The sequence below is a fragment of the Streptomyces cyaneofuscatus genome, assembly GCF_000718135.1.
Classification (GTDB): domain Bacteria; phylum Actinomycetota; class Actinomycetes; order Streptomycetales; family Streptomycetaceae; genus Streptomyces; species Streptomyces cyaneofuscatus.
The window spans coordinates 1-23,682 of the sequence record NZ_JOEM01000037.1 but is presented as its reverse complement, the minus strand read 5'-3'; the positions used below and the strand labels follow the sequence as shown (position 1 = coordinate 23,682).

Here is a 23,682-nt window from a genome sequence, read left to right as displayed (position 1 = left end):
ATGGGGAGCTGTAGCGTTAGCGGTATGACCGACCCCGTGCCGCTGATCGGTGAGCCCCTCGCCGTCGACCTGGTCAACACCCGCCCGCGCCTGGCGAGCGGTCCCGTCGACCTGATCGGGGACGTGGCCGGACTGCGGGCCTGGCTGGCGCTGGAGGCCGGGCGGATCGAGGAAGCCGTGGGTCCGCTCGGCGGTGACGATCTCGCCGAGCTTCGTCGCGTACGGGAGCACATCGCCGCCGCCCTGTACGCCGCCCGGGACGGGGAGCCCGTACCGCCGGAGGCCGTTCTGGGCATCAACCGGGCGCTGGCCGCCGCTCCGCTCGTCCGTGAGCTGGTCCGGGAGGGTGGGGAGGGGCTCGTGCTCGTCCCCCGCAGGGAGGGGGCGCCCGGCGTACGGCTGGCCGCGCTCTTCGCCGAGGACGCCGCCGCGCTGCTGGCCGGGCCGGCCGGGAGCCGGGTGCGGGCCTGCGGAGCCGAGGACTGCGTGATGCTCTTCGTGCCCGCGCACCCCGGCCGCCGCTGGTGCTCGGCCGCCCGCTGCGGCAACCGGGCCCGCGTCGCCCGCTACTACCAGCGCCATCGGACCGGCTGACCCCGCACGGGGTGTGGTCGGGGCGGCCGCTCCGATGGCGTAGAGTTGTGTTCACCGACGCGGGGTGGAGCAGCTCGGTAGCTCGCTGGGCTCATAACCCAGAGGTCGCAGGTTCAAATCCTGTCCCCGCTACTGAAGATCCGGGCCCGGCACGCACAGCGTGCCGGGCCCGAGTCGTTCCCCGGCGGGTTCCGGGTTGACCTTGACGCAACGTAAAGATCTAGCGTTTCCGGCATGGAGTGGTCCATCCAGGAAATCGCCCGAAAGGCCGGCACCACGAGCCGCACGCTCCGGCACTACGGAGACCTCGGTCTCCTCGCGCCGAGCCGGCTCGGGAGCAACGGCTACCGCTACTACGACCAGGACGCCCTCGTCCGGCTGCAGCGCATCCTGCTGCTGCGGGAGCTCGGGCTGTCCTTGCCCGCCATCAAGGGTGTGCTCGAAGGGCAGCGGGACACGGCCGTGGCGTTGCGGGCGCACCTGCGGCTGCTCGAACAGGAACAGGCGCGCATCGGGCGGCAGATCGCCTCGGTGCGGACCACTCTCCACAAGACGCAGGAGGGAAGGGAACTCATGGCCGAGGAAGTGTTCGACGGGTTCGACCACACCGCTCATGAGCGTGAGGTGACCGAGCGCTGGGGCCGCGAGGCGTACGAGGAGGGCGACCGGTGGTGGCGTTCGCTCGGGGAGGCCGGGAAGAAGGCCTTCCTCGGCGAGCACGAGGCCATCGCGCGGGACTGGGGCAGGGCCCGGGAGACCGGGGCCGAGGCCGGTGGTGAGCGGGCCCAGGAGATCGCCCGGCGGCACTGCGCGTGGCTGTCGTCGTCGTCCGGGGAGCCCAGCCGCTCCTACGTCATCGGGCTCGGCGAGATGTATGTCGCCGATCCGCGCTTCGGAAAGAACTACGATCGCTACGGGGACGGCACCGCCGCCTTCGTACGGGATGCACTGACGATCTACGCCGAGCGCCGGCTCTCCGACTGACCGCGGAGGCCTGCGCACCAGGCCCGCTTCCCCCTATTCGGCCGATGACGGGTCGCCGCACGGCGCGGCTCCGGGAAGCCTGGACGGGGCGAGGTACCGTCCGCAGCCGTGGTCGGACCGGGCAGCAGGAGTGCACAGGTGGTGGGGATGGCGGAGAAGGGGCGCGGGCTCGTGAGGGCAAGCCTCGGGATCCCCGGGCGTGCCGCGCCCGGCTCCACCGGGAAGGGCAGGCCGGTGGTGGCCCGGAGCGTCGGCACCCGGCGGTTCGTCCGGCTGCTGCCCGTGCTGCTGATCGGCGGCGGGCTCCTCTTCGACTCGCTCGCCCCGCCCAACTTCACCGCCGTGCCCCTGTTCGTGGCCGCGCCGCTGATCGCCGCCCCCTTCTTCTCGCTCGCCAGCACGATCCGTACGGGCGTGGCCGCGGTCCTCTCCGTCATCGCGATGCGGCTCTCCGACGGCACGTCCACCCAGGTCGTCCCGGTCATCGAGATGATCACGGTCCTCACCGCCGCGGCCCTGGCCCTCGTCATCAACGGGGTCGTGCGCCGCAGCAACGAGCAGCTGGCCTCGGCGCGCGTCATCGCGGAGACCGCCATGCGGGCCGTGCTGCCGACCCCGGCGGAGCGGATCGGCGGGCTCCAGGTGGCGGCGCGGTACGAGGCGGCGCAGGCGGACGAGTTCGTCGGCGGGGACCTGTTCGCGGTGGCGGACACCCCGTACGGCGTACGCCTGGTCGTCGGCGACGTGCGCGGCAAGGGGCTGGACGCCGTGGAGGCGGTGGCCGTGATCATCGGGGCGTTCCGGGAGGCCGCCGAGCAGGAACGGTCCCTGGAGGGGGTGGCCCAGCGGCTGGAGCGGGCGCTCGCGCGGGAGGGGACGCGGCGGTACGGGCTGGACGCCATGGAGGGGTTCATCACCGCCGTACTGGCCGAGATCCCGCCGGGTTCGGCTTCGCTGCGGCTGGTGAACCGGGGTCACCCGGAGCCCATCCTGCTGCACGCCGACGGAGCCCTCGAGGTCCTCGCGCCGTCCGTGCCCGCGATGCCGCTGGGGATGGACCTCGGGGTGTGGCCCGACCGGTCCGACGAGTGGGAGATGCCCCCGGGGTCGACGCTGCTCGCCTTCACGGACGGCCTCTCCGAGGCACGGGACGCCAACGGAGTCTTCTACGACCCGGCGGCCCGGCTGCGCGGCCGGATCTTCCCCGGCCCCGAGGAGCTGCTCTCGGCGCTCACCGACGACGTACGGCTGCACACCGGGGGCCGGTCGACGGACGACTTGGCGCTGCTCGCGGTCAGCCGGCCGGCGGAGGGGCAGCCGCCGCGGCGGACGACGGTGAAGATCGTCGGCCGGGGCGATGACACGGTGCGTAATTGAAGGGCACCGCTCCGCATAACAGTTGACACACCGTCAGAAAAAGAGGTGTGGGCGAGGGATCGTCAAGTCGTCCGATTCGCGCTGCTTGTGGACGGTAAGTCCCCGCCGGAGCCGTTAATGATCAACAGGAACAGCTTGGAATCGAGCCCGTCTGTCTATTAACGTTCGATAACGCAGCGCGGTCGTCCCAGCCGTCGTCAGAGACGGCGCCGTGCGCGAGCGCCGAATCCCGCAAGGGAACCGGGGAACCACCTACATGGGGTGAATCGGACGCCTGTGTCTCGTGAGAGACGGAGGGGCCCGTAGGAGACCTTCCTGCTCCGAACCCGTCAGCTAACCCGGTAGGCGAGAAGGAAGGAAAGGAGTGCGCCCACGTGGCGTCCAACAAGCCTGCCCCTGAGGCCCCGTCACCCTTCACTGCCGATGGCCTCGGTGGTCCGGAGCGGACGTGGGAGGAGTGGAACCCCACCGCGGAGTCCATCCGTCCCGTGCGCGGCAAGCACCGCGTGGCCAAGCAGCGGGGTCTCGCCCGCAGCTCCACCGTCCTCGGGGTCGGCGTCATAGCGGCCGTCGGCGCGGGTGGCATGGCCACCGCCCAGAGCAAGCCGCCGGTCTCCATCTCTCTTCCCGATTCCATCGCGGACAACCTCCCCGACGCCAAGTCCCTTCCCGGCGTCGGGTCCCTCATGTCCGAGGAGGCCGAGGCCGCACCGGTCACCGCCGCCCCGCTCACCACCGCGGGCATCACGACCGCCGAGGCCGACCAGGGCGCCACCGACGCCGGCGAGGCCCTGCGCGCCCGCATCCTCCAGCAGGCCGAGCAGCAGCAGGCCAGCGCCGACGCCGAGGCCAAGGCCGCCGAGGAGAAGGCCGCGGCCGAGAAGGCCGCCGCCGAGGCGAAGAAGCAGCAGGACGAGGCCGAGGCCGCGGTCAAGGCCAAGATCGCCGCCGAGAAGAAGGCGGCGGAGGAAGCGGCGGCGAAGAAGGCCGAGGAGGAGCGCCTCGCGAAGCTCCGCGCCAGCTACACCCTGCCGACCTCCTCGTACACGCTCACCTCGACCTACGGCCAGTCCGGCGCGATGTGGTCCTCCGGCCAGCACACCGGCCTGGACTTCGCCGGGGCGGCCGGTTCGCCGCTCAAGGCCGTGCACAGCGGCACGATCACGTCGGCCGGCTGGTCCGGTTCGTACGGCTACCGCACGGTCCTCCAGCTGGAGGACGGTACGGAGATCTGGTACGCCCACCAGTCCTCGATCGACGTCTCGGTCGGCCAGCAGGTCAGCACCGGCGAGACCATCGGCCGCATGGGCGCGACCGGCAACGTGACCGGCGTCCACCTCCACCTGGAGGTCCGCACCGCCGGCGGCTCGGCGATGGACCCGGCGGCCTGGCTGAACAGCAAGGGCCTCTCCGTCTGAGGCCCCGTCCGTCTGAGACCCCGTCCGTCTGAGACCCCGGACGTCGTTCGTCGTCGTCCCCCCCCCGCATACCCCGGCAGCCCTGACGCTCACCCCCCGACGTCAGGGCTGCCGGTCTGTCCGCCGAAGTGCGGGGGACGGAATACGCGGCTCCGCCACCGCCGTTGAACCCCGACATGACTTCTCTGCGCACCCTCGGCAGCTCCGACCTCCAGGTCTTCCCCCTCTCCCTCGGCGGCAACGTCTTCGGCTGGACCGCCGACGAGGACCGGTCCTTCGCCGTCCTGGACGCCTACGCCGCGGCCGGCGGCAACTTCGTCGACACCGCCGACGCCTACTCCGCCTGGGTCGAGGGCAACCAGGGCGGTGAGTCGGAGACCGTCATCGGCAAGTGGCTCGCCTCCCGCGCCAACCGCTCCGACATCGTCGTGGCCACCAAGGTCGGCGCCCACCCCGACTACAGGGGGCTCTCCGCCGCCACCATCAAGGGCGCGGCCGAGCAGTCGCTGCGCCGCCTCGGAACCGACCACATCGACCTCTACTACACGCACTTCGACGACGAGACCGTCCCGGTCGAGGAGATCATCACCGCCCTCGACGGGCTGGTGAAGGACGGCAAGGTGCGCCACATCGCCGCCTCCAACATCAGCCCGGAGCGCCTCCAGGCGTCGCTGGACTTCTCCGAGCGCGAGGGCCTGGCCCGGTACGTCGCGCTCCAGCCGCACTACAACCTGGTCTCCCGCGCCACCTACGAGGGCCCGCTCCAGGAGACCGCCGCCCGCGCCGGCCTCGCCGCCGTCCCGTACTACGCGCTGGCCTCGGGCTTCCTCACCGGCAAGTACCGCCCGGGTACGAGCGTGGAGAGCGCCCGCTCCGCGAAGGCGGGCGAGCACCTGGAGTCGGAGCGCGGCCGGAAGGTGCTCGCCGCCCTCGACCGGGTCGCCACGGAACGGGGTGCCGAGATCGCCACGGTCGCCCTCGCCTGGCTCGCCGCCCGTCCGACGGTCGCGGCCCCGATCGCCTCGGCCCGCACGGTCGAGCAGCTCCCCGCGCTGCTGGCCGTCGCGGACCTGGAGCTGACGGAGGCGGAGCTGGCGGCGCTCACGGAGGCGTCGGCCTGAAGTGAGTCACGGGGGAGGCGCGGTGGGGCCTTACCGGCTGTGTCGGCCGTACGGGTACGGCTGCGGGGGCGGGCTGCCGTACGCGGTCCCGTGCCCCTGCCCGTACCCGTAGCCATACCCGTAGCCGTACCCGTGTCCCTGCCCCTGTCCGTACGGCGGCATCGGCGGGCGGTACGGATACGGGTGCGGGCAGGGGCCGGTGCCGGTCATCTGGGCCGCGTGCGTGAGGGCCGGGCCCGCGATGGCCCGGCGTTGCCAGAGGTGGTGCAGCAGCTCCCGCTCCCGGGCGGCGAAGTCCGGGCCCACCGCGTCGTGGCGGGCGCGGCGGCGCAGGCCGGCCAGGGTCGTCGCGAACGACTCGTACTCGGCCACCGCGCGGGCCGCCGCCCGCCCCCGCGACCGGTCCTGCTTCCCGTGCCAGTGGCGGGCCAGGTCGCGGGCCACGCCCCGGGTCCGCATCGAGGAGAGCGCCAGGGGTTCGGCCGGGGTCAGCCAGCCGGCCGTGGCGTATGCGGGGAGTTCGGCGGCGAGCGTCCGCAGCTCCCGCCGGCGCCACCAGACCGCCAGCCAGGTCACCAGCGCGAAGACCGGGACCATCACCATCCCGTACACCGCGTAGAAGCCGTACGGGCCGAAGGCCGACGAGCCGTTCCACAGGGCGTGCAGGCCCATCGCGAAGAGCAGGCCGAGCACGGGCAGGGCGATCCGGCGGACCCGGTGGTGGCGGGCGCTGATGGCCGCGAAGCCGAAGCCGAGGCCGGTGAGGACCGTGAACAGCGGATGCGCGAACGGTGACATCACGATCCGTACGAAGAACGTCCCGGCGGTCACCGAGGCGATCCCGGAGCTGCCGAGCTGCTGGTCCTCGTCGAAGGCGTTGCCCAGGTAGAGGATGTTCTCGGTGAAGGCGAAGCCGGTCGCGGTGAAGCCGGCGATCACGATGCCGTCGACCACGCCCCGGAACTCCCGTCTCCGGAAGATGAAGACCAGCAGGATCGAGACGGCCTTGGCGCTCTCCTCCACGACCGGGGCGATCACCGTCGCCCCCAGCGTGTCGGCGCTCGCCGGGTCGGCCGTCGCGGTGGCGATCCAGCGCATCGCGAACGAGTTGGCGATGATCGCGACGAGTGCGGCGGCGCACGCGCCCCAGGCGAAGGAGAAGATCAGGTTCCGCCAGGGGGCCGGCTCGACCCGGTCCAGCCAGCGGAAGGCGGCGAGCAGGAGCGGTACCGGAAGCACCGCCAGGCCGAGGCCGACCACGAATCCCTCCGGGCCCGTCTGCTCGCGGACCAGGGCCAGGATCACCAGCCAGCACAGCGCGAGCGCCACGATCACCGTTCCGGCGCGGAACACCTTGCTGCGCCACACCATGCCGACGCGGCGCGGCCGGTACGTCCACCGGCCGCGCTCCGGCACGGCGCCCAGCACCTCCTCGGGCCGCTGCTCGTGGAGGACCGGGACCGCCGGCTGCCGCTGCTGGTACTGCACGGAACCGTCGGACACCCCTCGACCCTAACGAGGACCACCGACACCCGGCGACGGTGCATCCGGCCAGGACACCTCACCGTTCGGCCGGGAAGCGGCCGTTCCCGGCGGGGCGTCAGGCGTTGTCTCAGATACGGGAGGCGGTGTCTCAGATGCGGGCGAACAGCAGGTCGTGCACGACATGGCCCTTGTCCAGCCCCTGGCCCTCGAAGCGGGTCAGCGGCCGGAACGCCGGGCGCGGCGCGTATCCGCCGTCCGCCGCCGTGTTCTCGAAGCGGGGGTGCGCGGTGAGCACCTCCAGCATCTGCTCCGCGTACGGCTCCCAGTCCGTCGCGCAGTGGATGATGGCGCCGGGCTTGAGGACCGGGGCCACCAGGTCCAGGAACTCGGGCTGGATCAGCCGCCGCTTGTGGTGGCGGGCCTTGGGCCACGGGTCGGGGAAGTAGACCCGCAGGCCGTCGAGCGACTCGGGGGCCAGCATCTCGCGGAGCAGGATCACCGCGTCGCCGTTGGCCACCCGTACGTTGGTGGAGCCCGCCTTGTCGGCGAGGCCCAGCAGGTTGCCCTGGCCGGGGGTGTGGACGTCCACGGCGAGGATGCCGGTGCCCGGGTCGTCGGCCGCCATCCGGGCCGTTGCCTCGCCCATGCCGAACCCGATCTCCAGGACGACGGGCAGGCCGTCGAAGAGCTGGTCCAGGTCCAGGACGCGCTTGCCGTCGATGTCCAGGCCCCACTTGGGCCACAGCCGCTCCAGGGCGTCCTGCTGGCCGGTGGTGACCCGGCTGCGGCGCGGCTGGAAGCTGCGGATCCGGCGCTCGTGGTGCGAGCCGGCCGGGTCGGCGGCGGGGCCGCCGGGGAAGCGGGGCTCCTGGCGCAGCCGGCGCGCGCGCTCGAAGGAGGCGGCCCGCAGCGCGGCGGCTTCGTCGGCCGAGGTGGCGTCGGCGGCGGTGGAGCCGGTCGCGGAACCGGTCACAGTGGTCGCCGCCTCCGGCTCGGGGGCCGCGGCGGTGGTGGGGTTCAAGGGCTGCTCAGACACAATGACCCGATTCTACGGCGGGCGGCCTCCACCCCGTCTCCTGAGCCCGGCGCAGCGCCCGCCGCGCCACCTCCCGCCCGATCGGCAGGCACGCCGTCGCGGCGGGTGAGGGCGCGTTGAGCACGTGCACGGTGTGCGGGGCCTCGCGGATCAGGAAGTCGTCGACCAGCGTGCCGTCCTTCAGCACCGCCTGGGCCCGGACCCCGGCCGGTGATGGGCGCAGGTCCTCCTCCCGTACGGCGGGGAGCAGTCGGCGTACGGCCTGGGTGAAGGCGGACTTCGAGAGCGAGCGGTGCACCTCGCCCGCCCCGTACCGCCAGTGCCTGCGGGCGATCTGCCAGGTGCCCGGCCAGCTCAGCGTGGACAGCAGTTCGGCGGGGCGCACCACCGGCCAGCCGTACCCCTCGCGGGCCAGGGCGGGGACCGCGTTCGGCCCGACGTGGACCGAGCCGTCGAAGCCCCGGGTCAGGTGGACGCCGAGGAAGGGGAAGGCCGGGTCCGGCACCGGGTAGACCAGTCCGCGCACCAGCTCGGGGCGGGCCAGCTCGTAGTACTCACCGCGGAACGGCACGATCCGCACCCCCGGGTCGTCGCCCGCGAGCCGGGCCACCCGGTCGCAGTGCAGCCCGGCGCAGTTGACCAGGGTCCGGGCGCGGACCACCAGGCCGTCCGCCGTGCGCACCGCCACGCCCCAGGCGCGCCGGTCTATCGCGGTGACCTCCGCCCCGTACCGCACGATGCCGCCGGCGGCGGTGACCTCGGTCGCGAAGCGGGTGGCGACGGCGGTGAAGTCGCAGACGCCGGTCGTGCCGACCCGGATCGCCGCGAGGCCCCGCACCTCGGGCTCGTACTCCGCGATCTGTGCCGGGCCCAGCTCCCGCACGGGCAGTCCGTGCTCGCGGCCGCGCTGGACCAGGCTGTGCAGCCGGGGCAGCTCGGAGCGCTCGGTGGCGACGATCAGCTTGCCGGTGGTGGCGTGGGCGATCGCGTGCTCGGCGCAGAAGTCGGCCAGCTCGGCGGAGCCGCGCAGCGCGTACCGCGCCTTGAGCGAGCCGGGGCGGTAGTAGATCCCGCTGTGGATCACTCCGCTGTTGCGTCCGGTCTGGTGGCGGGCCGGGCCGCGCTCCTTCTCCAGGACCGTCACCCGGGTGCCCGGAGCGGCCCGCTGGAGGGCGTACGCGGTCGACAGACCGACGATCCCGCCGCCGATCACCAGCACATCGCAGTCGTACGCCGCGTGCGTCATCATCACGCCACCTCCCACCCCGATAGTGCACTGACCCACTGACAACGGGCTCAAACCCGATCCGGGCAGGACGTGGCGCACACGGTGACCGGCGGGCGCCGAAAGGCACCCGCCGGGCGGCTCAGACCTGGGTCACCAGCAGCGGGCGGGCGCGCTCCCGCAGCTCGGCGACGCGCGGCTCGTCCCCGTACGGCTCCAGGCGGTGGAGAAGATCGCGTACGTACTCGGTGGTGCGCGCCGAGGAGATCCGGCCGGCCACCTCGACCGCCCGGGTGCCCGCCGCGCAGGCCGCGTCCAGGTTCCCCGACTCCAGTTCGGCGACGGCGGAGACGACGAGCCGCAGTCCGTGGCTGCGGACGAACTCGTCGGTCGGCCGGGAGAGCGCCTGCTCGGTGAAGCGCCGCACCTGGCGGGGCGCCTTGAGGTCGCGGTAGCACTCGGCGGCATCGGCGGCGAACCGGTCGTAGCTGTAGAAGCCGAGCCAGGACGGGTCGGCGTCGCCCGCCCGGGACCGCTCCAGCCAGCTCTCGGCGCCCTTGAGCGCGGCCCCCGCGGCCGGTGCGTCGCCCGCCTTCGCGTGGGCGCGGGCCTCCACCAGCCGGAAGAAGCTCATGGTGCGGGCGGTCGCCAGCCCTCGGTTGCGCTCCACGGCGGCCTGCGCGAGGTCGACGCCCTCGTCGGCGAAGCCCCGGTAGGTCGCCTGGAGGGACATCGAGGCGAGGACATAGCCGCCGAGCGGTACGTCGGCGGCGGCGCGGGCCAGGCGCAGGGCCTGGATGTAGTAGCGCTGGGCGGCCTCCTGCTGGCCGGTGTCGAACGCCATCCAGCCCGCGAGCCGGGTCAGCTCGGCCGACGCGCCGAACAGGGCGCGGCCCACCTCGTCGGTGTACGACCCGAGGAGCAGGGGTGCGGCGTCGACGCGTAAGCACTCCGGCACCATGGAGGAACGCCAGTCGCCGCCGCCGTACTTGGAGTCCCAGCGCCGGGCGTCCTGGGCCGCCTCGCGCAGCTTCATGACGTCGCTGTGGCCCACCCGCAGCGGCGAGGCGTCCGCGACGGACTCCGGGCCGGGCTGGACGGGCACGGAGCCGGAAACGGGGCCGGAGCCGAGGCCGGAGCCGCCCGGCGCGCCCCCGGGTGTGTGCAGGATGTGTGCGCCACGGCCGTCCGGAGCGCCCTGCGGTCCGCGTGGGCCGGGCGCGCCCGGGGAGTCCTGGCCGCCGCTGCGGGCGCCGAGGATCGCCGCCTGTGCCGCCGTCGGGTCGCGGGCGACCGACGGATCGGCGGGGGTTATCAGCCAGCGGGACGCGGGGGTCGCATAGGCGCTCACCGCGAACGAACCGGCCAGCGACTGCCAGATCCCGCCGCCGCCCCTGCGCCCGGCCAGATCCAGCCGGTACAGCTCGGTCGCCGACCTCACCGCCTCGCCCACGTCCCGGGGGAAGGCGAGGCCGACCTCCGGCGCGGGGTCCGCGTCGGCGAGACCGATCTCGTGCAGCGGGACCGGCCGGCCGAGCTTGGCCCCGATCGCCGCCGCGATCAGATGAGGCGCCGCACCCTGCGGCACCATCCCCTTGGCGACCCACCGGGCCACCGAGGTCTTGTCGTAGCGAAGTGTCAGACCGCGCTGTGCTCCGAGGTCGTTGACCCGCCGGGCGAGCCCGGCGTTACTGATTCCCGCGAGGGCGAGAACCGTGCCGAGCTTCTCGTTCGGCCCGCGTTGCTCCCTGGACATGCGCCACCCCTCGACACACAGACAGCCGCCGCGTCACCGAGGACGGCGCGCGGCATTCGTACCGATGCTCCCCAGGTTCGAACCCCCGTACTCCGCCTGCACACGCATGTGGCCGAGCCCCGAGGAATATGCCCCCCTGCTGAGAACACCAGTAAACACAGCGTAGTTCTCCCCATCCCTACCGTTAAGGGGCAGACGTCCGTATGGCGGGATTGTTGTCCGTGCGGGCGGCGGGGTCCGCGCTCCGGGGGTGCGCGTGCCGGGGCGGGGCGTGCCCCTGGCGTGTGGCCGTGCGCCCGGCCGTGCGCTCTGGCCCGGCCCGTACGGGAGGGGCTTGGCTGGGTACCGCGTGGGTCGGCTCACTGCACTGGACTCAGTGGGCTGGGGGATACCGCCGCTCCATTCCCCGCGGGCGGCGGACCGGTCCGGGAGGTGAGGCCCACCTCCCGGACTGTGCGTGGGAGGGTCCGCCGCGGGGGGCGCGGACGGGTGTGCGCGAGCGGCGGAGCCCGACGAGAATGGCTGAATATCGACTGTCCGGTGACGGTCTGGCCAACGGTCCGGCTATGGCCGGATTTCGACCGCTCTCCCGGGCCGGCGGCCCCGGCGGCGCCGGCGGAATCCGATGCGGTGGTGAGCGTGACCGACGGCAGTGCTTGCGGTGTTAACTCCCGGAATCGGCACTTCCGTTGCCGGTGATGCGGTGAAGACGGGGCCGAGCCGGGGGCCCGGCCTTTGCCAGGGGCGCATGCTCATCCGGCGTGCGCTGCCCGTACCCCCTCTCCTGCGGCCCTGTCGTGGCAGCATGTCCCGCAGCGGCGATGCGACTCGGTACGGTGCGCCGCTTGTCCACAGCCTGTGGAGGCGGCGATGCGTTGGTTGGTGGGATGGAGCAGTATCGCCGCGAGCTTCGGCACGGTAGGGGCCGTCGGCAACGGCGGTGAGGGGCGCACGGTCCACCCGGTGGGCTCCCAACTCCTGTGGGGCGACCCGGATCCGCTCTGGGCGGTCGGCGACTGGCGCCCCGACGAGATCCGCGTCATCGGGGTCGCCACGCCCGAAGGCGCCCCCACCGCGCGCCTCGCCGTCCTCGGCTGCTGCGGGGCCACCGACGAGCAGCTGCGCGTCGGGCTGCTCGCCGCGCGGGGCGGGGCGATGCGCCACCTCACCGCCTGGCCGGGCAGCTACACGGCCGTCGTCCAGATCGGCCGCCGCATCACCGTCGCGGGCGACCTCGCCGGCGCCCGGCCCGTCTTCCACACCCCGTGGGCCAACGGCACCGCCTACGCCACCGCCGCCCTGCCGCTCGCCGACCTCATCGAGGCCCAGCTCGACATCGGCCACCTCGCCGCCCTGCTCGCCTGCCCGGAGAGCCCCGAGGCGCTCGGCGACGGCACCCCGTACGCCGGGGTGAAGCGGGTCCCGCCCGGTCACGCGCTGATCCTGCGGGAGGGCTCGCGGGAGATCACCGGGTACGAGGCCGTCGCCTCCCTCGCCGTCGCCGCGCCCCAGGTCGACCCGGTGCACGCGGTGGAGGGCGTACGGGACGCGCTCGTCGAAGCCGTACGCGCCCGGCTCACCGCGCCCCGCCACGCCCCCGAGACCCTGCCGCAGGACCCGGGACCCGTCCCCGGCATGGGCCCCGCCGACCGGCGCGCGGCCCGGGGCGGCCCGGTGGCCGGAATCGGTGCCGACCTCTCCGGCGGGAGCGCCTCCGCCACCCTCGCCCTGCTCGCCGCCGGGCTGCCCGGACTGCCCGGCACCCTCCTCGGCCACGGCACGGGCGCCGGGGAGCGGCTGCTCGCCGTCACCTTCAACGACCTCACCACGCGCGGCCACGAGGACGAGCTGGAGCGCGCCCGCGCCATCGCCGCCAACCCGCGCCTGCACCACGTGGTCGTCGCGGCCGGCGAAGAGGCCCTCCCGTACGCCTCGTTGGGCACGGGAGCGCTCACCGACGAGCCGGGCCCCTCCCTCGTCGTCGCCGAACGCCACCGCCGCCGCCTCGCCGCAGGGAGCGCCGACCATCTGGTGGGCCATGGCGCCCGGCAGGTCCTGGACGCCCACCCGGCCCGTCTCGCCGACCTCCTGATGGACCGGCGCAGACGCCACCTCCTGCGCCCGGTCGCCGCCCTCACCAAGGCCGAAGGCCCCTCGGCGCACTCCCTGTTCGTCCCGCTGACGGTCTACCGCGCCGCCCGCCGCCTGGCCCGTACGTCGTACCGCACCGGCCTGGAGACCGCCGCCGGGCTCCTCCCCGACGCCAACCGGTACGCCCCCGACCTCGCCACCCCCGCCGACGCCTCGCTCGCCGCCCTCGCCTGGTCGCGCCCGGGTCCTGCGGCCCGCTGGCTGACGGGCGAGGCGTTGGCGGAAGTATCGGTTCGCCTCCAGGAGGCGGCGATCCGGCCCACCTCGGTCCAGCGCCCCGGAGAGGCCCGCGCCCGCGCCGCCCTCGCCCGCAGCGCCGCCGACCACCGCATCCTGGAGCAGGCCGCCGAGATCCGCAGCCAGCGCCTCCACGCCCCGTTCCTCGACAACCAGGTCGTCCGGGCCGCCCGCGCGCTCCCCGAATCCCTCCGCGTCCAGCCCGGCGCCCGGGCCGCGATCCTGCGCCGGGTGCTGGGCGGGGCGGGCATCCACGACCTGCCGCCCGGCTGGGGCACCCCGTCCCAGGCCACCTCCACCGCCGTCACCCGCACCGGCCTGCGTACCGCGCTGCCCGACCTGATGGCTCTCTTCGACGCCCCGCTCCTCGCCGACGCGGGCCTGGTCGAGGCCCGCACCGTACGCAAGGCCCTGCGCGCCGCCTCCGAGGGCGAGCCGCTCCCGCTCGACGGCCTGGCGGAACTGGCCTCCACCGAGCTGTGGCTGCGCCGGCTGCTGGCCCGCCGGGGTACCTGCTGGACGGGGACGGCGGCGCCGCGCCAGCGCGCGGTGGCGGGCGGCGTGGTCCCGTCCCGGCGCACGCTCCAGCCGTGACGTACGACTGGTTCCGCGCGGCCGGGCTCAGGCACCACGGCACCGGATCCAGGCACCACGGCACCGGCCTCAGGCGCAGCTGATCCGGGAATCCGCCCAGTCGGCCAGCGCCACCCCGCCGAGCGGCCCCTCGGGCTCCACCACGAGCCGGATCGACGACTGCCCGGCGATCCCGACGCTGACCGGGATGGCGGGCGCGCCGCCCGCCATCACCGGGGAGCGCCACAGCCGCGCCCCGTCCTCGTTGTAGACGGAGAAGCGGACGGCGCCGAGCCCCATCGTCAGGTCGTCCACGCCGACCATCGCCTCGTAGCGGGTGCACGGGCGGTTCAGCTGGATGGTGACGGAGGAGCGGGCGTGCACGGTGACCCCGTGCGCGTACCGCGTCTCGGCGATCGCCACGTTCGTACGCTGCCAGATCCAGCTGCTCCGCCCGGTGACGACCTCCGGCTCGGTGTGGTCGCCGAGCAGGGAGTACGCGAGCTCGTTGACCTGGTAGACGGTCGGGGCGGGCGGCGGCGGGGGCGGCGGTTCCGGGCTGGGGTCGGGCTCCGGAGGCGGCGGAGGACTGGGCGCGGGCGGCGCGGGCTCCGGCGGCTCGGGGGAAGGCGTGGGCTCGGCGCTCGGCGGCGGGGTCGGCTCGGGCTCCGGTGCTGGGGGCTCCGGTTCCGGCTCCGGCTCGGGGGCCGGGTCGGGCGACGCGGGCGGTACGGGGTCGGGTGCGGGCGCGGCCGGAGGCTCGGGCTCCGGCGCGGGCGGCTCCGGTGCCGGTACCTCGGGCGCCACCGCCGGGGGCTTCGCCGCGGCCTTGGCCTCCGGCTTCGGCTGGTCGTCGCCGACGAGCGCCCACACCAGACCGGCGGCGGCCGCCACGGCGACGGCGGCCGCGATCCCGGCTTTGGCGGGCGCGCCGAGCCCTTCGGAGGCGGCACCTCCGGCGGCACCTCCCGTGGCCCCGGAGGAGGAACCTCCCGCGGCACCCCCGGCAGCAGCACCGGTGGTGCCCGATCCGGTGGCCGCGGCGGCGGCTCCCGCCCCGGCGGCGCCGGCGGCACCACCTGCCACGACGCCTGCGGCCTTGAGCGAGTACCCGGCGGCGAACCAGCCGATGACCGCGATCGGCAGCAGCGCCGGGATCCCGGCGTTCACATGCTCCAGCTCGCCCGCCGCCACCCGGCACTTCGCGCACTCGTCGAGGTGCTTGCGCAGCCCGCGCTCGGCCCGCATCCGCAGCCCGCCCCGGGCGTAGGCGCCGAGCCGGTCGGCGTACTGCGCGCAGTCGCCCCCGGTGGTGAGCGCCTGGCTCACATGGGCCTGGAGATAGGCCTGCTTGAGCCCTTCGCGGGCCCGACTGGCCAGGACGGCGGTGGCGTTGGCGGTCAGGCCGAAGAGCGGGGCGATCTCGCTGGGCGACTCCTCCTCCACCGTGGTGTGCCAGAGCACCGCCTGCCAGCGCTCCGGCAGGCTCCGGAACGCCTCCATCGCCATCGACTGCTCGGCCTCGTGCATCGCCAGCACATCGGCGCCGAGGTCGAGGGTGTCGTCGTCGGAGAGCTCCGACGTACGGGAAGCCTGCGCGGCGAACACCGCGAAGTCGTCGACCAGGTGCTCCCGCTTGGCGCTCTTCGTCCAGGCGGCGGCGACATGGCGGACGGCGGTCATCAGATAGGCCCGGACGGCCTCCTGCGGCCCCTTGCCGCCCCGTACGGCCTGGAGCGTGCGCGCGAACACCTCGGCGGTCAGGTCGTCGGCGGTGTGCCCGTCCCGGCAGCACGTACGGGCGTACCGCCGGACCGCGCCCGAGTGGCGCCGGAACAGCTCGTCGTAGGCGAGGTTGTCCCCCTCGCGCATGCCCTCGATCAACTGGGCGTCGGAGAGCCCGGTGTCCGGGGACCCGACGCGGCCCTCGCGCTGCGAAGGCACGGCGTACGCACCGACGCTGCCGGAAGCGCTGTCCCCGGAGTGGTCCCCGGACTCGGACTCGACATCGGCGACGGACGGCCACGGCCCGGGCAGGACGGTGCCGCCTCCAGCCTCACCGTCCGAAGCATCCGACGATCCACGCCCCGCCTGGGCAGGCACCTGCCCGGAGGACATCCCGTCGGCCTTCGTGCCCCCACCCGCCGCAGCGATCTCGTCGAGCGGCTCTTCCTGCTGCTCGTTACCGCTCATCGCGGAAGCCCCCGTATACACCCTCGGACCCGAATACCGGCCAAGAGTGCCACATGGCTCAATCGCGATGGACCCTCAGTCCTGCCAACCACTCATCCGGGGCGTTTTCTCGAATGCGAGTGCTAGAGAACCCTCTTTCGGGGAATGACACCTGGTTGTTTCGCTTACCGGGACCTGCGGAACCTGCCTACCGGAGTCCGCCCACCGGAACCCGCTCGCCCGTTCACCGATACGAGCGAGCTCCGGACGGTGACCTCAGACGGCAGGCCGGGACCGCAGCCCCTCCAGCAGGATGTCCAGCAGCCGGGCCGAGGCCGCCGCCTGCTGGGCGGCGTCCGGCAGGGACGGGGCGGCCGTGGCGATGACCAGCAGCACATCCGCCACCGTCACATCCGCGCGCAGCTCGCCCGACTCCCTCGCCCGGTCCACCAGCCGGCCCACGACCTCCAGCAGCTCGCCCGCGCCCGAGTCCTCCCCGAGGCCTTCGAGCTCGTCCCCGCCCCCGGTGCGCTGACCGACGACACGGAAGTCGGCCTGGGCCACGCCCTGCCGCTGCTGCGGAACGCGGGTCTCGTCCCCCGCGTCCCCCTTCACCGGTGCGTCCGGCTCCTCCGCGTCGACCCCGACCCGCAGCACCTGCGGGGGCAGCAGCCTGCCCGCCCCCGATGCCACCGAGGTCCGCAGGAAGCGGGAGAGAGCCGACCAGGGCTCCTCCTCCTGCCCCAGAGCCGTACGCGCCTGCTCGGTCAGCCTGGAGGTCTCCTCCTCGGCTATCCGCCGCACCAGCACGTCCTTGCTGGGGAACCGCCGGTAGACGGTGCCCACTCCGACCCGGGCGCGGCGTGCCACGTCCTCCATCGGAGCGCCGTACCCCAGCTCACCGAACACCTCACGCGCGGCCCGCAGCACATGCTCCAGATTGCGCTGCGCGTCGACGCGCAGCGGAGCCGAACGCGTGGCCACCGCAGGTGAGGTGGGTGCCGTCCCGCTCGCCGCGGGACCGGCCGCAGCCGTTCCTGCCGCGGGCACTCCTGTCGTCGGCGCTCCTGTCGTGGGCGCTCCGATCGCCGCGGCGCTCATCGCCGCGGCGGAGCGCACCGCGTCGGCCGAGCTCATGACACCGAGCGCTCCCACGGAGCCCAGACGTCCGTGATCCTTGGCCGCGTGCGTGCGCGCGGACTGCCCATGCGAATCCTGAATCTGCATAACTTCCCCCGGTTATGACGTCTCCCCCCGGAGACTTCCCCGCCGTGTCAGCCGGTGAGTGAGCACAACGAAATCCGCACCCGACTCCCGACGGGTTACGAACATAGTTGAGCCTGCGTCAATTCAGAAGGGGGAAGTTCCGCATGGTGCGCCCCCCGATCGGAGCAGGAGCGCGCCGATCCGCTCCCCACCCCCGCCCATTCGCCCTCCGCACGGCGCCTGACCTGCACCGCTTCCCTGTCGCCCGGCCGACCGGCCGGAACTTCCCCGCGGCGCCCGCCGGTCACACAATTTGCCGGGCCTGTGGACAAACCACCGACTCCGTTGCGTCATGGGGTGGTGATGGCTCCAGATTCCCGGGGGACGACCCCCGGCACCCGGCCAGGTGTGCGCATTCTCGTCGTCGGCGGCGGCTACGTCGGGATGTACACAGCGCTGCGTCTCCAACGGAAGTTGAAGCAGAGACTCAAGAGCGGGGACGCCGAGATCGTGGTCGTCACGCCCGAGCCGTACATGACGTACCAGCCCTTCCTCCCCGAAGCGGCCGCCGGCTCGATCTCACCGCGCCACGTCGTCGTGCCGCTGCGCCGCGTCCTGAACCTCTGCACGATCGTCATCGGCGAGGCCGGACGCATCGACCACGCCAAACGCACGGCCACCGTCACCACGCTCGCCACCGCGGAGGACGGCACCGGCGCCCTGGAGATCGGGTACGACGAGATCGTCATCGCCCCCGGATCCGTCTCGCGCACCCTCCCCGTGCCCGGCCTCGCCGACTTCGGCATCGGGTTCAAGACCGTCGAGGAAGCCATCGGGCTGCGCAACCACGTCATCGAACAGATGGACATCGCGTCCGCCACCCGCGACCCCGCGATCCGCGACGCCGCCCTCACCTTCGTCTTCGTCGGCGGCGGCTACGCGGGCGTGGAAGCGCTCGCCGAGCTGGAGGACATGGCCCGCTACACCGCGCGGTACTACCACAACATCAAGCCCACGGACCTGAGATGGATCCTCGTCGAGGCCTCCGACCGCATCCTCCCCGAGGTCGGTGAGGCCATGGGCCGGTATGCCGTCGGGGAGCTGCGCGGCCGAGGCGTCGACGTACGCCTCGAAACCCGCCTCGACACCTGTGAGGACCGCGTCGCCGTCCTGAGCGACGGCTCCCGCTTCCCCACCCGCACGCTGGTGTGGACCGCGGGCGTCAAACCGGCACCGCTCCTGGCCGCCACCGACCTCCCCCTCACCGGACGCGGCCGGCTCCGCTGTACCGCCACCCTCTCCGTCGAGGGAATGCCGCACGCCTGGGCCGCCGGCGACGCCGCCGCCGTCCCCGACCTCACCGCCGCCGAGCCGGGCAAGGAGACCGCCCCCAACGCCCAGCACGCCGTCCGCCAGGCCAAGGTCCTCGCCGACAACATCCTCGCGACGCTGGAGGGCCGCCCGCCCGTGGAATACCGCCACAGGTACGCGGGATCCGTCGCCTCCCTGGGCCTGCACAAAGGCGTCGCCCACGTCTACGGTCGCAAGCTCAAGGGCTACCCCGCCTGGCTGATGCACCGTACGTACCACCTCAGCCGGGTGCCGACGTTCAACCGGAAGGCGCGCGTCCTTGCCGAATGGACCCTGGCCGGACTCTTCAAACGGGAGATCGTCTCCCTGGGCTCGCTCGAACACCCCCGGGCCGAGTTCGAACTCGCGGCCGGTGGCGGCTCGGTGGCTCCGCAACGCCCCGGGACCCTGCCCCGCCCCGACGCCGACGAGAGTCCGGAGGACCCGCCGGGCGAAGTGCCGCCCCACCCCTCCCGCTGACCAGGGCCGCTCCCCGGTGTACGCCGTTCGGACGCCGCCAGGACAGCGGCCGGACGGCGACTGTCAGTACGGTCGGTCACACTGGACGTGTGACCATAGGTGGGCCCACACCTGCACAGAGTGACCCGGCCGGCAGTGACCGACAGTGACCAGCAGCGACGCACCGAACCGACACACGAGGCCAGAAATTCCGTGAACTTCACGCGTTGGAGCGCCCGCCTTCCCGGAACGCAGCGTCGAGCCGCCGCGCGGGACGACCGCACCCCCGTCCCCGCGGCCCGGGCCGAGTACGCCCAGGCGCAGGCCGCGGCCACCCTGCCGGACGGTCCCCTTCCGGTACCCCCCGACACCACCCCCGCCCCCGCCGCCCCCGGGCCCGCCCTGGACGACCTCTCCGCCCGCGAGATCCTCGGGCGCCTCCCGGCCGCCGTCGCCCTGCTGCACGGCCCGGACCACCGCGTCGCGTACGTCAACGAGGCGTACGAGACCGCGTTCGGCCCCCGCCCCTCCGGCGTCCCCGCCGCCGAGGCCCTGCCCGAGCTCGCCGAGCTGAGCGTGCTGCCCCTGCTGGACCAGGTCCTGCGCAGCGGCACCGCCCGTACGGTCAAGTCCCGCCGAACGGCCGGAGGCGGTTCGTACACCGTGACCTGCACCCCGGTCGCCGCCTGGGACGGCACGGCGGACAAGGACGAGAAGAAGACCGACGCGAAGGCGGACGAGAAGGACAAGGAGACCAGGAGCGAGGGCGGCGTCCTCGTCTACGCGGCCGACGTCACCGACCACGCCGAAGCCGCCGAGCGCCTGCGCACCAGCGAGCGCCGCCACCGCGAAACGGCCGTCACCCTCCAGCGCTCCCTTCTCCCGCAGGAGCTGGAGCAGCCCGACGACCTCCGTATCGCCGCCACCTACCAGCCCGGCGGCACCGACGCGGCCGTCGGCGGCGACTGGTACGACGTGATCACCCTCGGCGCCGGCCGCACCGCCCTGGTGATCGGCGACGTGATGGGCCGGGGCGTCCGCGCCGCCGCCGTCATGGGCCAGCTCCGCACCGCCGTCCGCGCCTACGCCCGACTGGACCTCCCGCCGCACGAGGTGATCCAGCTCCTCGACGGCCTCGCCTCGGAGATCGACGCGACCCAGATCGCCACCTGCGTCTACGCCGTCCACGACCCGAACGAGGGACAGCTCGTCTACGCCTCCGCGGGCCACCTCCCGATGCTCGTCCGCGACGAGGACGGCACGGTCAGCCGGGCCGCCGACCCCACGGGCCCGCCGCTCGGCACCGGCGGCTGGATCCACACCTCGGGCACCATCGCGCTGCCGCCCGGCTCCACCGCGGTCCTCTACACCGACGGTCTGGTCGAGCGCCGCAGCGAGGACATCGACGAGGGCGTCGCCTCCCTCGCCCGCGCCCTCTCCGGCGCCAAGGGATCACCGCAGGTGGTCTGCGACCGGCTGATCCGCTCCCTGGGGGTGACCGCCGAGCACGACGACGACGTGGCGGTCCTGGTGGTCCAGCACCCCGCCCGAACGGGGACGAACGCGGAGCTGTTCCACAACGCCGCGCTCGACCTCCTCGGCGGCATCGAAGCCACCCCGCGCGCCCGCGCCTTCGCCACCGGGGTCCTGACCTCCTGGCGCTTCCCGGTCGAGCTCCGCGACCTCGGCGTCCTGGCCGCCAGCGAGCTGGTCGCCAACTCGCTCCAGCACGGCACCCCGCCGATGCGCCTGGGCCTGCGCCGCACGGACCGGCGGCTGATCATCGAGGTGACCGACGGCGACGACCACCTGCCGCGCCGCCGCCAGGCCGAACCGGCCGACGAGGCAGGACGCGGCATCGAGATCATCGCGTCGATCGCCACCTCCTGGGGCAGCCGCCGCACCCCGGGCGGCGGCAAGGCGGTCTGGTGCGAGTTCGCCCTGCCCCGCTGAGGCTCTGCTGAGGCCAGGCCGCGCGGCTCAGCGACCGGCGGTGGCGGCAGCGGCCGTGGTGGCCGCGGCCGTCGGCGCGGTGACCGAGACGGCCCGGTCGGCCGCCTCCGCACCGCTGTCCCCACCCTCGGGCAGCGACACCGCCACCACCCGCGAGGGCGCGGGAGCCAGCGACGGCTGATCCTGTACGGGGGTGAGCCGGCGCCCCAGCCGCAGCGCGAGCACCGTGATGCCCAGCGAGAACAGCACGAACGTCACGATGTACGGACCGTGGAGCGAGGCCCCCATCGGCCCGCCGACCGCCGGACCGACGGCGAGCGCGAGCTGCTTGCACAGGGCGAACGCCGAGTTGTACTGCCCGACCATCGACTCCGGCGCCAGATCGGCGACCAGCGGAGCCACGGTCGGCGACAGCATCGCCTCACCCAGCCCGAACAGGGCGTACGTCGAGATGAACGCGGCCGTCGCCATGGTCTGGCTGCCGTGCCCGAGCCCCGCATAGCCCGCCACGATCCAGGCGAAGGCCCAGATCAGGCCCACGGCCGCGATGACCCGGCTGCGCCGCCGCCGCTCGACGAGCCGCAGGACGACGAACTGGGCGATGACGATGACCGCGGTGTTGGCGGCCAGCGCGAAGCCGAGCGTCGAGGGCTGGATCCCGGCGGCCTCGGTGCCGTACGCGGCGAGCCCGGACTCGAACTGCCCGTAGCAGGCGAAGAAGAGCACGAACCCGAGCACGCAGAGCTGGACCATGGCCCGGTGCGAGAGCAGCGCCCGCATCCCGCCCTTGCCGGACCCGTCGGTCGGCCGGGCTCCGCCGATGGAAGCGGTACGGGGCATCTTCACGGTCACCGCGACGACACCGAGCACCACGAACATCCCGGCCTCGATCAGGAACAGCATGGTGAAGCTCGCGGGCCGGCTCACGTCCACGAGCTGCCCGCCGACCAGCCCACCGAGCCCGAGGCCCAGGTTCTGCAGGAAGAACTGCATGGCGAAGGCGCGCGTACGGGTGGCGGTGCTGGAGCACCAGACGAGCATGGTGGCCAGGGCGGGCTGCATCACGGCGGTGCCCGCACCGAGGACGGCGGCGGCCAGCACGGCGGCCGGCACGCTACTCGCGTACCCCAGGGCCGCGGCGCCCACGGCGGCGAGGCCGGCGGCCACCACCAGCACGGGCAGCGGCCCTTGCCGGTCGATGGCCCGCCCGGTGAACGGCAGAACGGCCAGCGCCGCCATCGCGAAGACCGCCAGCACGACTCCCGCCGTACCGGCACCCAGATCCCGCACCTGCGCCACATAGACGTACAGATACGGAACGGTGAACCCGAGCCCGAACGCGCTCAGCGCGCTGCCCAGCTGGATCCGCCGCAGCGCTGCGCCCATCTCCCTGGTCACACTCACCTGCCTCAAGGTCTAGAAGGACTCAAAGGTCCTGAACGAATCAGACTCGAAGACTTTAGCACTAAACTTAGAAGGTGAAAACTACAGCATGAAGGACTTCAAGGGTGGTGAGGGCGTGCCATACTGCCCGCCATGTCCGAGAGCACCGAGGAGCCCGGCCCCCACGAGCCGAGCCTCGACGAACAGATCGCCGCCTATCAGCGCGAGTTCCGCGACCTCGACCCCCAGGTCGAACAGGTCGTCTCCGCGCTGGGCCGCCTGAACCGCCGGATGAACGTCGCGTACGGGAGACAGGTCGCCGCCCTCGGCATCAGCAACGCCGAGTGGGAGGTCCTCAAGACCCTCGTCCTGTCGGGCGCCCCCTATCGCCTGGGCCCGGGCGAACTGGCGAAGCGCCTCGGCCTCACCCCGGCCGCCATGACCCACCGCGTCGACCGGATGGCCGCTGAGGGCCTGGTCACCCGGGACCGCGACGAGAACAACCGGGTCCGCGTCATCGTCGAGCTGACGGATGTGGGCCGTACGAAGTGGCTGGAGGCGATGCGCATGGCCTCCGACTTCGAGGAGGACCTCCTCCAGGACCTCTCCGGCGACGAACGTGGGGTCCTCGGCGAACTCCTGGTCCGCCTCCTGCGCCGCGTGGAGCACGCCCAGCCGGACGCCGGCGGCCGCCTCACCGACCTGGACTGAGGGGCCCCGGAACCGGGGCTGGGCGGGGTTGACACGCCCCGGCCCGATCCGTAAAGTTCTTCGAGTTGTCACGGGGCCGGAACGGTTCTGCGGCAGCCATCCCGCCGCACACGCGGCAACCAAACTTCAGCACGATCTCCCAGTCGGGAGAATTTCGGCATGCCGGAATTGATTTCGAAGGCTCGATTATGAGCCGCCGGGAGAATCCGCTAGAGTTTGAGCGTCGGAACGGCACAACAGCCGAGAAGACAAGCCCCGCTGACTGGGAGTCAGGCCCGAAAGGATCTGATAGAGTCGGACTCGCCGGAAAGGGAAAACGCGAAAGCGAAGAACCTGGAAAGCGAAAACAGCAAGACCGCTTGACCCGCTTCGACCGGGAAGTCGGACACGAGAGAGTCTGATAGAGTCGGAAACGCAGGACAGCAAGACAAAGAAACACGAAGGGAAGCGCCCGGAGGGCCCCGGTGAAACGGGACCGAAGGAAGCGTCCG

Annotated in this window: 16 protein-coding genes, 1 tRNA gene and 1 riboswitch; of the genes, 10 read left to right on the top strand and 7 right to left on the bottom strand. The window is 73.3% G+C overall.

Annotation, left to right across the window (positions count from 1 at the left end; translation table 11 throughout):
• Positions 1 to 24: 24 nt before the first annotated feature.
• From IF17_RS0135060 to IF17_RS0135035, 6 genes are all read left to right on the top strand, one after another.
• Positions 25 to 594 carry a CGNR zinc finger domain-containing protein gene (locus IF17_RS0135060; protein ID WP_030575111.1) on the top strand — a complete coding sequence of 190 codons (570 nt, stop codon included), beginning with the start codon at positions 25 to 27 and terminating at the stop codon, positions 592 to 594.
• A gap of 58 nt (positions 595 to 652) precedes the next feature.
• A tRNA-Met gene (locus tag IF17_RS0135055) sits at positions 653 to 726 on the top strand.
• A 102-nt stretch (positions 727 to 828) separates the two neighbouring features.
• Positions 829 to 1,578, top strand: coding sequence for a MerR family transcriptional regulator (locus tag IF17_RS0135050; protein WP_030575110.1), 750 nt, complete (start codon positions 829 to 831; stop codon positions 1,576 to 1,578).
• Positions 1,579 to 1,725: 147 nt separating this feature from the next.
• Positions 1,726 to 2,955 carry a PP2C family protein-serine/threonine phosphatase gene (locus tag IF17_RS0135045; protein ID WP_030575109.1) on the top strand — a complete coding sequence of 410 codons (1,230 nt, stop codon included), beginning with the start codon at positions 1,726 to 1,728 and terminating at the stop codon, positions 2,953 to 2,955.
• A gap of 210 nt (positions 2,956 to 3,165) precedes the next feature.
• Positions 3,166 to 3,318: riboswitch (cyclic di-AMP (ydaO/yuaA leader) on the top strand.
• Positions 3,319 to 3,329: 11 nt separating this feature from the next.
• Positions 3,330 to 4,373 carry a M23 family metallopeptidase gene (locus IF17_RS0135040; protein WP_030575108.1) on the top strand — a complete coding sequence of 348 codons (1,044 nt, stop codon included), beginning with the start codon at positions 3,330 to 3,332 and terminating at the stop codon, positions 4,371 to 4,373.
• 176 nt (positions 4,374 to 4,549) lie between these two features.
• Entirely contained in the window at positions 4,550 to 5,494 is a 945-nt protein-coding gene (locus IF17_RS0135035) for an aldo/keto reductase (RefSeq protein WP_030575107.1), read from the top strand.
• A gap of 30 nt (positions 5,495 to 5,524) precedes the next feature.
• Here IF17_RS0135035 and IF17_RS0135030 read toward each other — a convergent pair whose 3' ends face one another.
• The 4 genes from IF17_RS0135030 to IF17_RS0135015 form a co-directional block, all read right to left on the bottom strand.
• Positions 5,525 to 6,997 (bottom strand): PrsW family intramembrane metalloprotease, encoded by a 1,473-nt coding sequence (locus tag IF17_RS0135030; RefSeq protein WP_030575106.1) that lies wholly within the window; start codon positions 6,995 to 6,997, stop codon positions 5,525 to 5,527.
• Between the two features lie 130 nt (positions 6,998 to 7,127).
• Positions 7,128 to 8,015 (bottom strand): tRNA (guanosine(46)-N7)-methyltransferase TrmB, encoded by an 888-nt coding sequence (gene trmB / locus IF17_RS0135025; RefSeq protein WP_030575105.1) that lies wholly within the window; start codon positions 8,013 to 8,015, stop codon positions 7,128 to 7,130.
• Complete coding sequence (gene lhgO, locus IF17_RS0135020; RefSeq protein WP_030575104.1) at positions 8,008 to 9,264, bottom strand: L-2-hydroxyglutarate oxidase; 1,257 nt, start codon at positions 9,262 to 9,264, stop codon at positions 8,008 to 8,010. The genes trmB and lhgO overlap by 8 nt, the downstream gene beginning before the upstream one ends.
• Before the next feature lie 118 nt (positions 9,265 to 9,382).
• Positions 9,383 to 10,996, bottom strand: coding sequence for an NsdA family TPR-like regulatory protein (locus IF17_RS0135015; RefSeq protein ID WP_030575103.1), 1,614 nt, complete (start codon positions 10,994 to 10,996; stop codon positions 9,383 to 9,385).
• An 870-nt stretch (positions 10,997 to 11,866) separates the two neighbouring features.
• On the opposite strand from IF17_RS0135015, the gene IF17_RS0135010 reads away from it, so the two are divergent.
• Positions 11,867 to 13,978 carry an asparagine synthase-related protein gene (locus IF17_RS0135010; protein ID WP_030575101.1) on the top strand — a complete coding sequence of 704 codons (2,112 nt, stop codon included), beginning with the start codon at positions 11,867 to 11,869 and terminating at the stop codon, positions 13,976 to 13,978.
• A gap of 69 nt (positions 13,979 to 14,047) precedes the next feature.
• On the opposite strand, the gene IF17_RS0135005 is transcribed toward IF17_RS0135010, so the two are convergent.
• Positions 14,048 to 16,150, bottom strand: coding sequence for a sigma-70 family RNA polymerase sigma factor (locus IF17_RS0135005; RefSeq protein ID WP_030575100.1), 2,103 nt, complete (start codon positions 16,148 to 16,150; stop codon positions 14,048 to 14,050).
• Between the two features lie 255 nt (positions 16,151 to 16,405).
• A complete protein-coding gene (locus IF17_RS0135000; RefSeq protein WP_483316157.1) occupies positions 16,406 to 17,356 on the bottom strand; it encodes a TetR/AcrR family transcriptional regulator in 951 nt (316 codons plus the stop codon).
• Between the two features lie 342 nt (positions 17,357 to 17,698).
• Here IF17_RS0135000 and IF17_RS0134995 point away from each other — a divergent pair, with 342 nt between their 5' ends.
• Both IF17_RS0134995 and IF17_RS0134990 read left to right on the top strand, forming a co-directional pair.
• A complete protein-coding gene (locus IF17_RS0134995) occupies positions 17,699 to 19,165 on the top strand; it encodes an NAD(P)/FAD-dependent oxidoreductase (RefSeq protein ID WP_078616146.1) in 1,467 nt (488 codons plus the stop codon).
• Between the two features lie 192 nt (positions 19,166 to 19,357).
• Positions 19,358 to 21,097: an ATP-binding SpoIIE family protein phosphatase gene (locus IF17_RS0134990; protein ID WP_030575092.1), complete on the top strand. Its 1,740-nt coding sequence runs from the start codon at positions 19,358 to 19,360 to the stop codon at positions 21,095 to 21,097.
• 27 nt (positions 21,098 to 21,124) lie between these two features.
• Here the strand turns inward: IF17_RS0134990 and IF17_RS0134985 are convergent, their stop codons facing one another.
• On the bottom strand, positions 21,125 to 22,483 hold the full coding sequence (locus IF17_RS0134985) for an MFS transporter (protein WP_030575090.1): 1,359 nt from the start codon (positions 22,481 to 22,483) through the stop codon (positions 21,125 to 21,127).
• Between the two features lie 150 nt (positions 22,484 to 22,633).
• Here IF17_RS0134985 and IF17_RS0134980 point away from each other — a divergent pair, with 150 nt between their 5' ends.
• Positions 22,634 to 23,191 (top strand): MarR family winged helix-turn-helix transcriptional regulator, encoded by a 558-nt coding sequence (locus IF17_RS0134980; RefSeq protein WP_018513524.1) that lies wholly within the window; start codon positions 22,634 to 22,636, stop codon positions 23,189 to 23,191.
• Positions 23,192 to 23,682 lie beyond the last annotated feature (491 nt).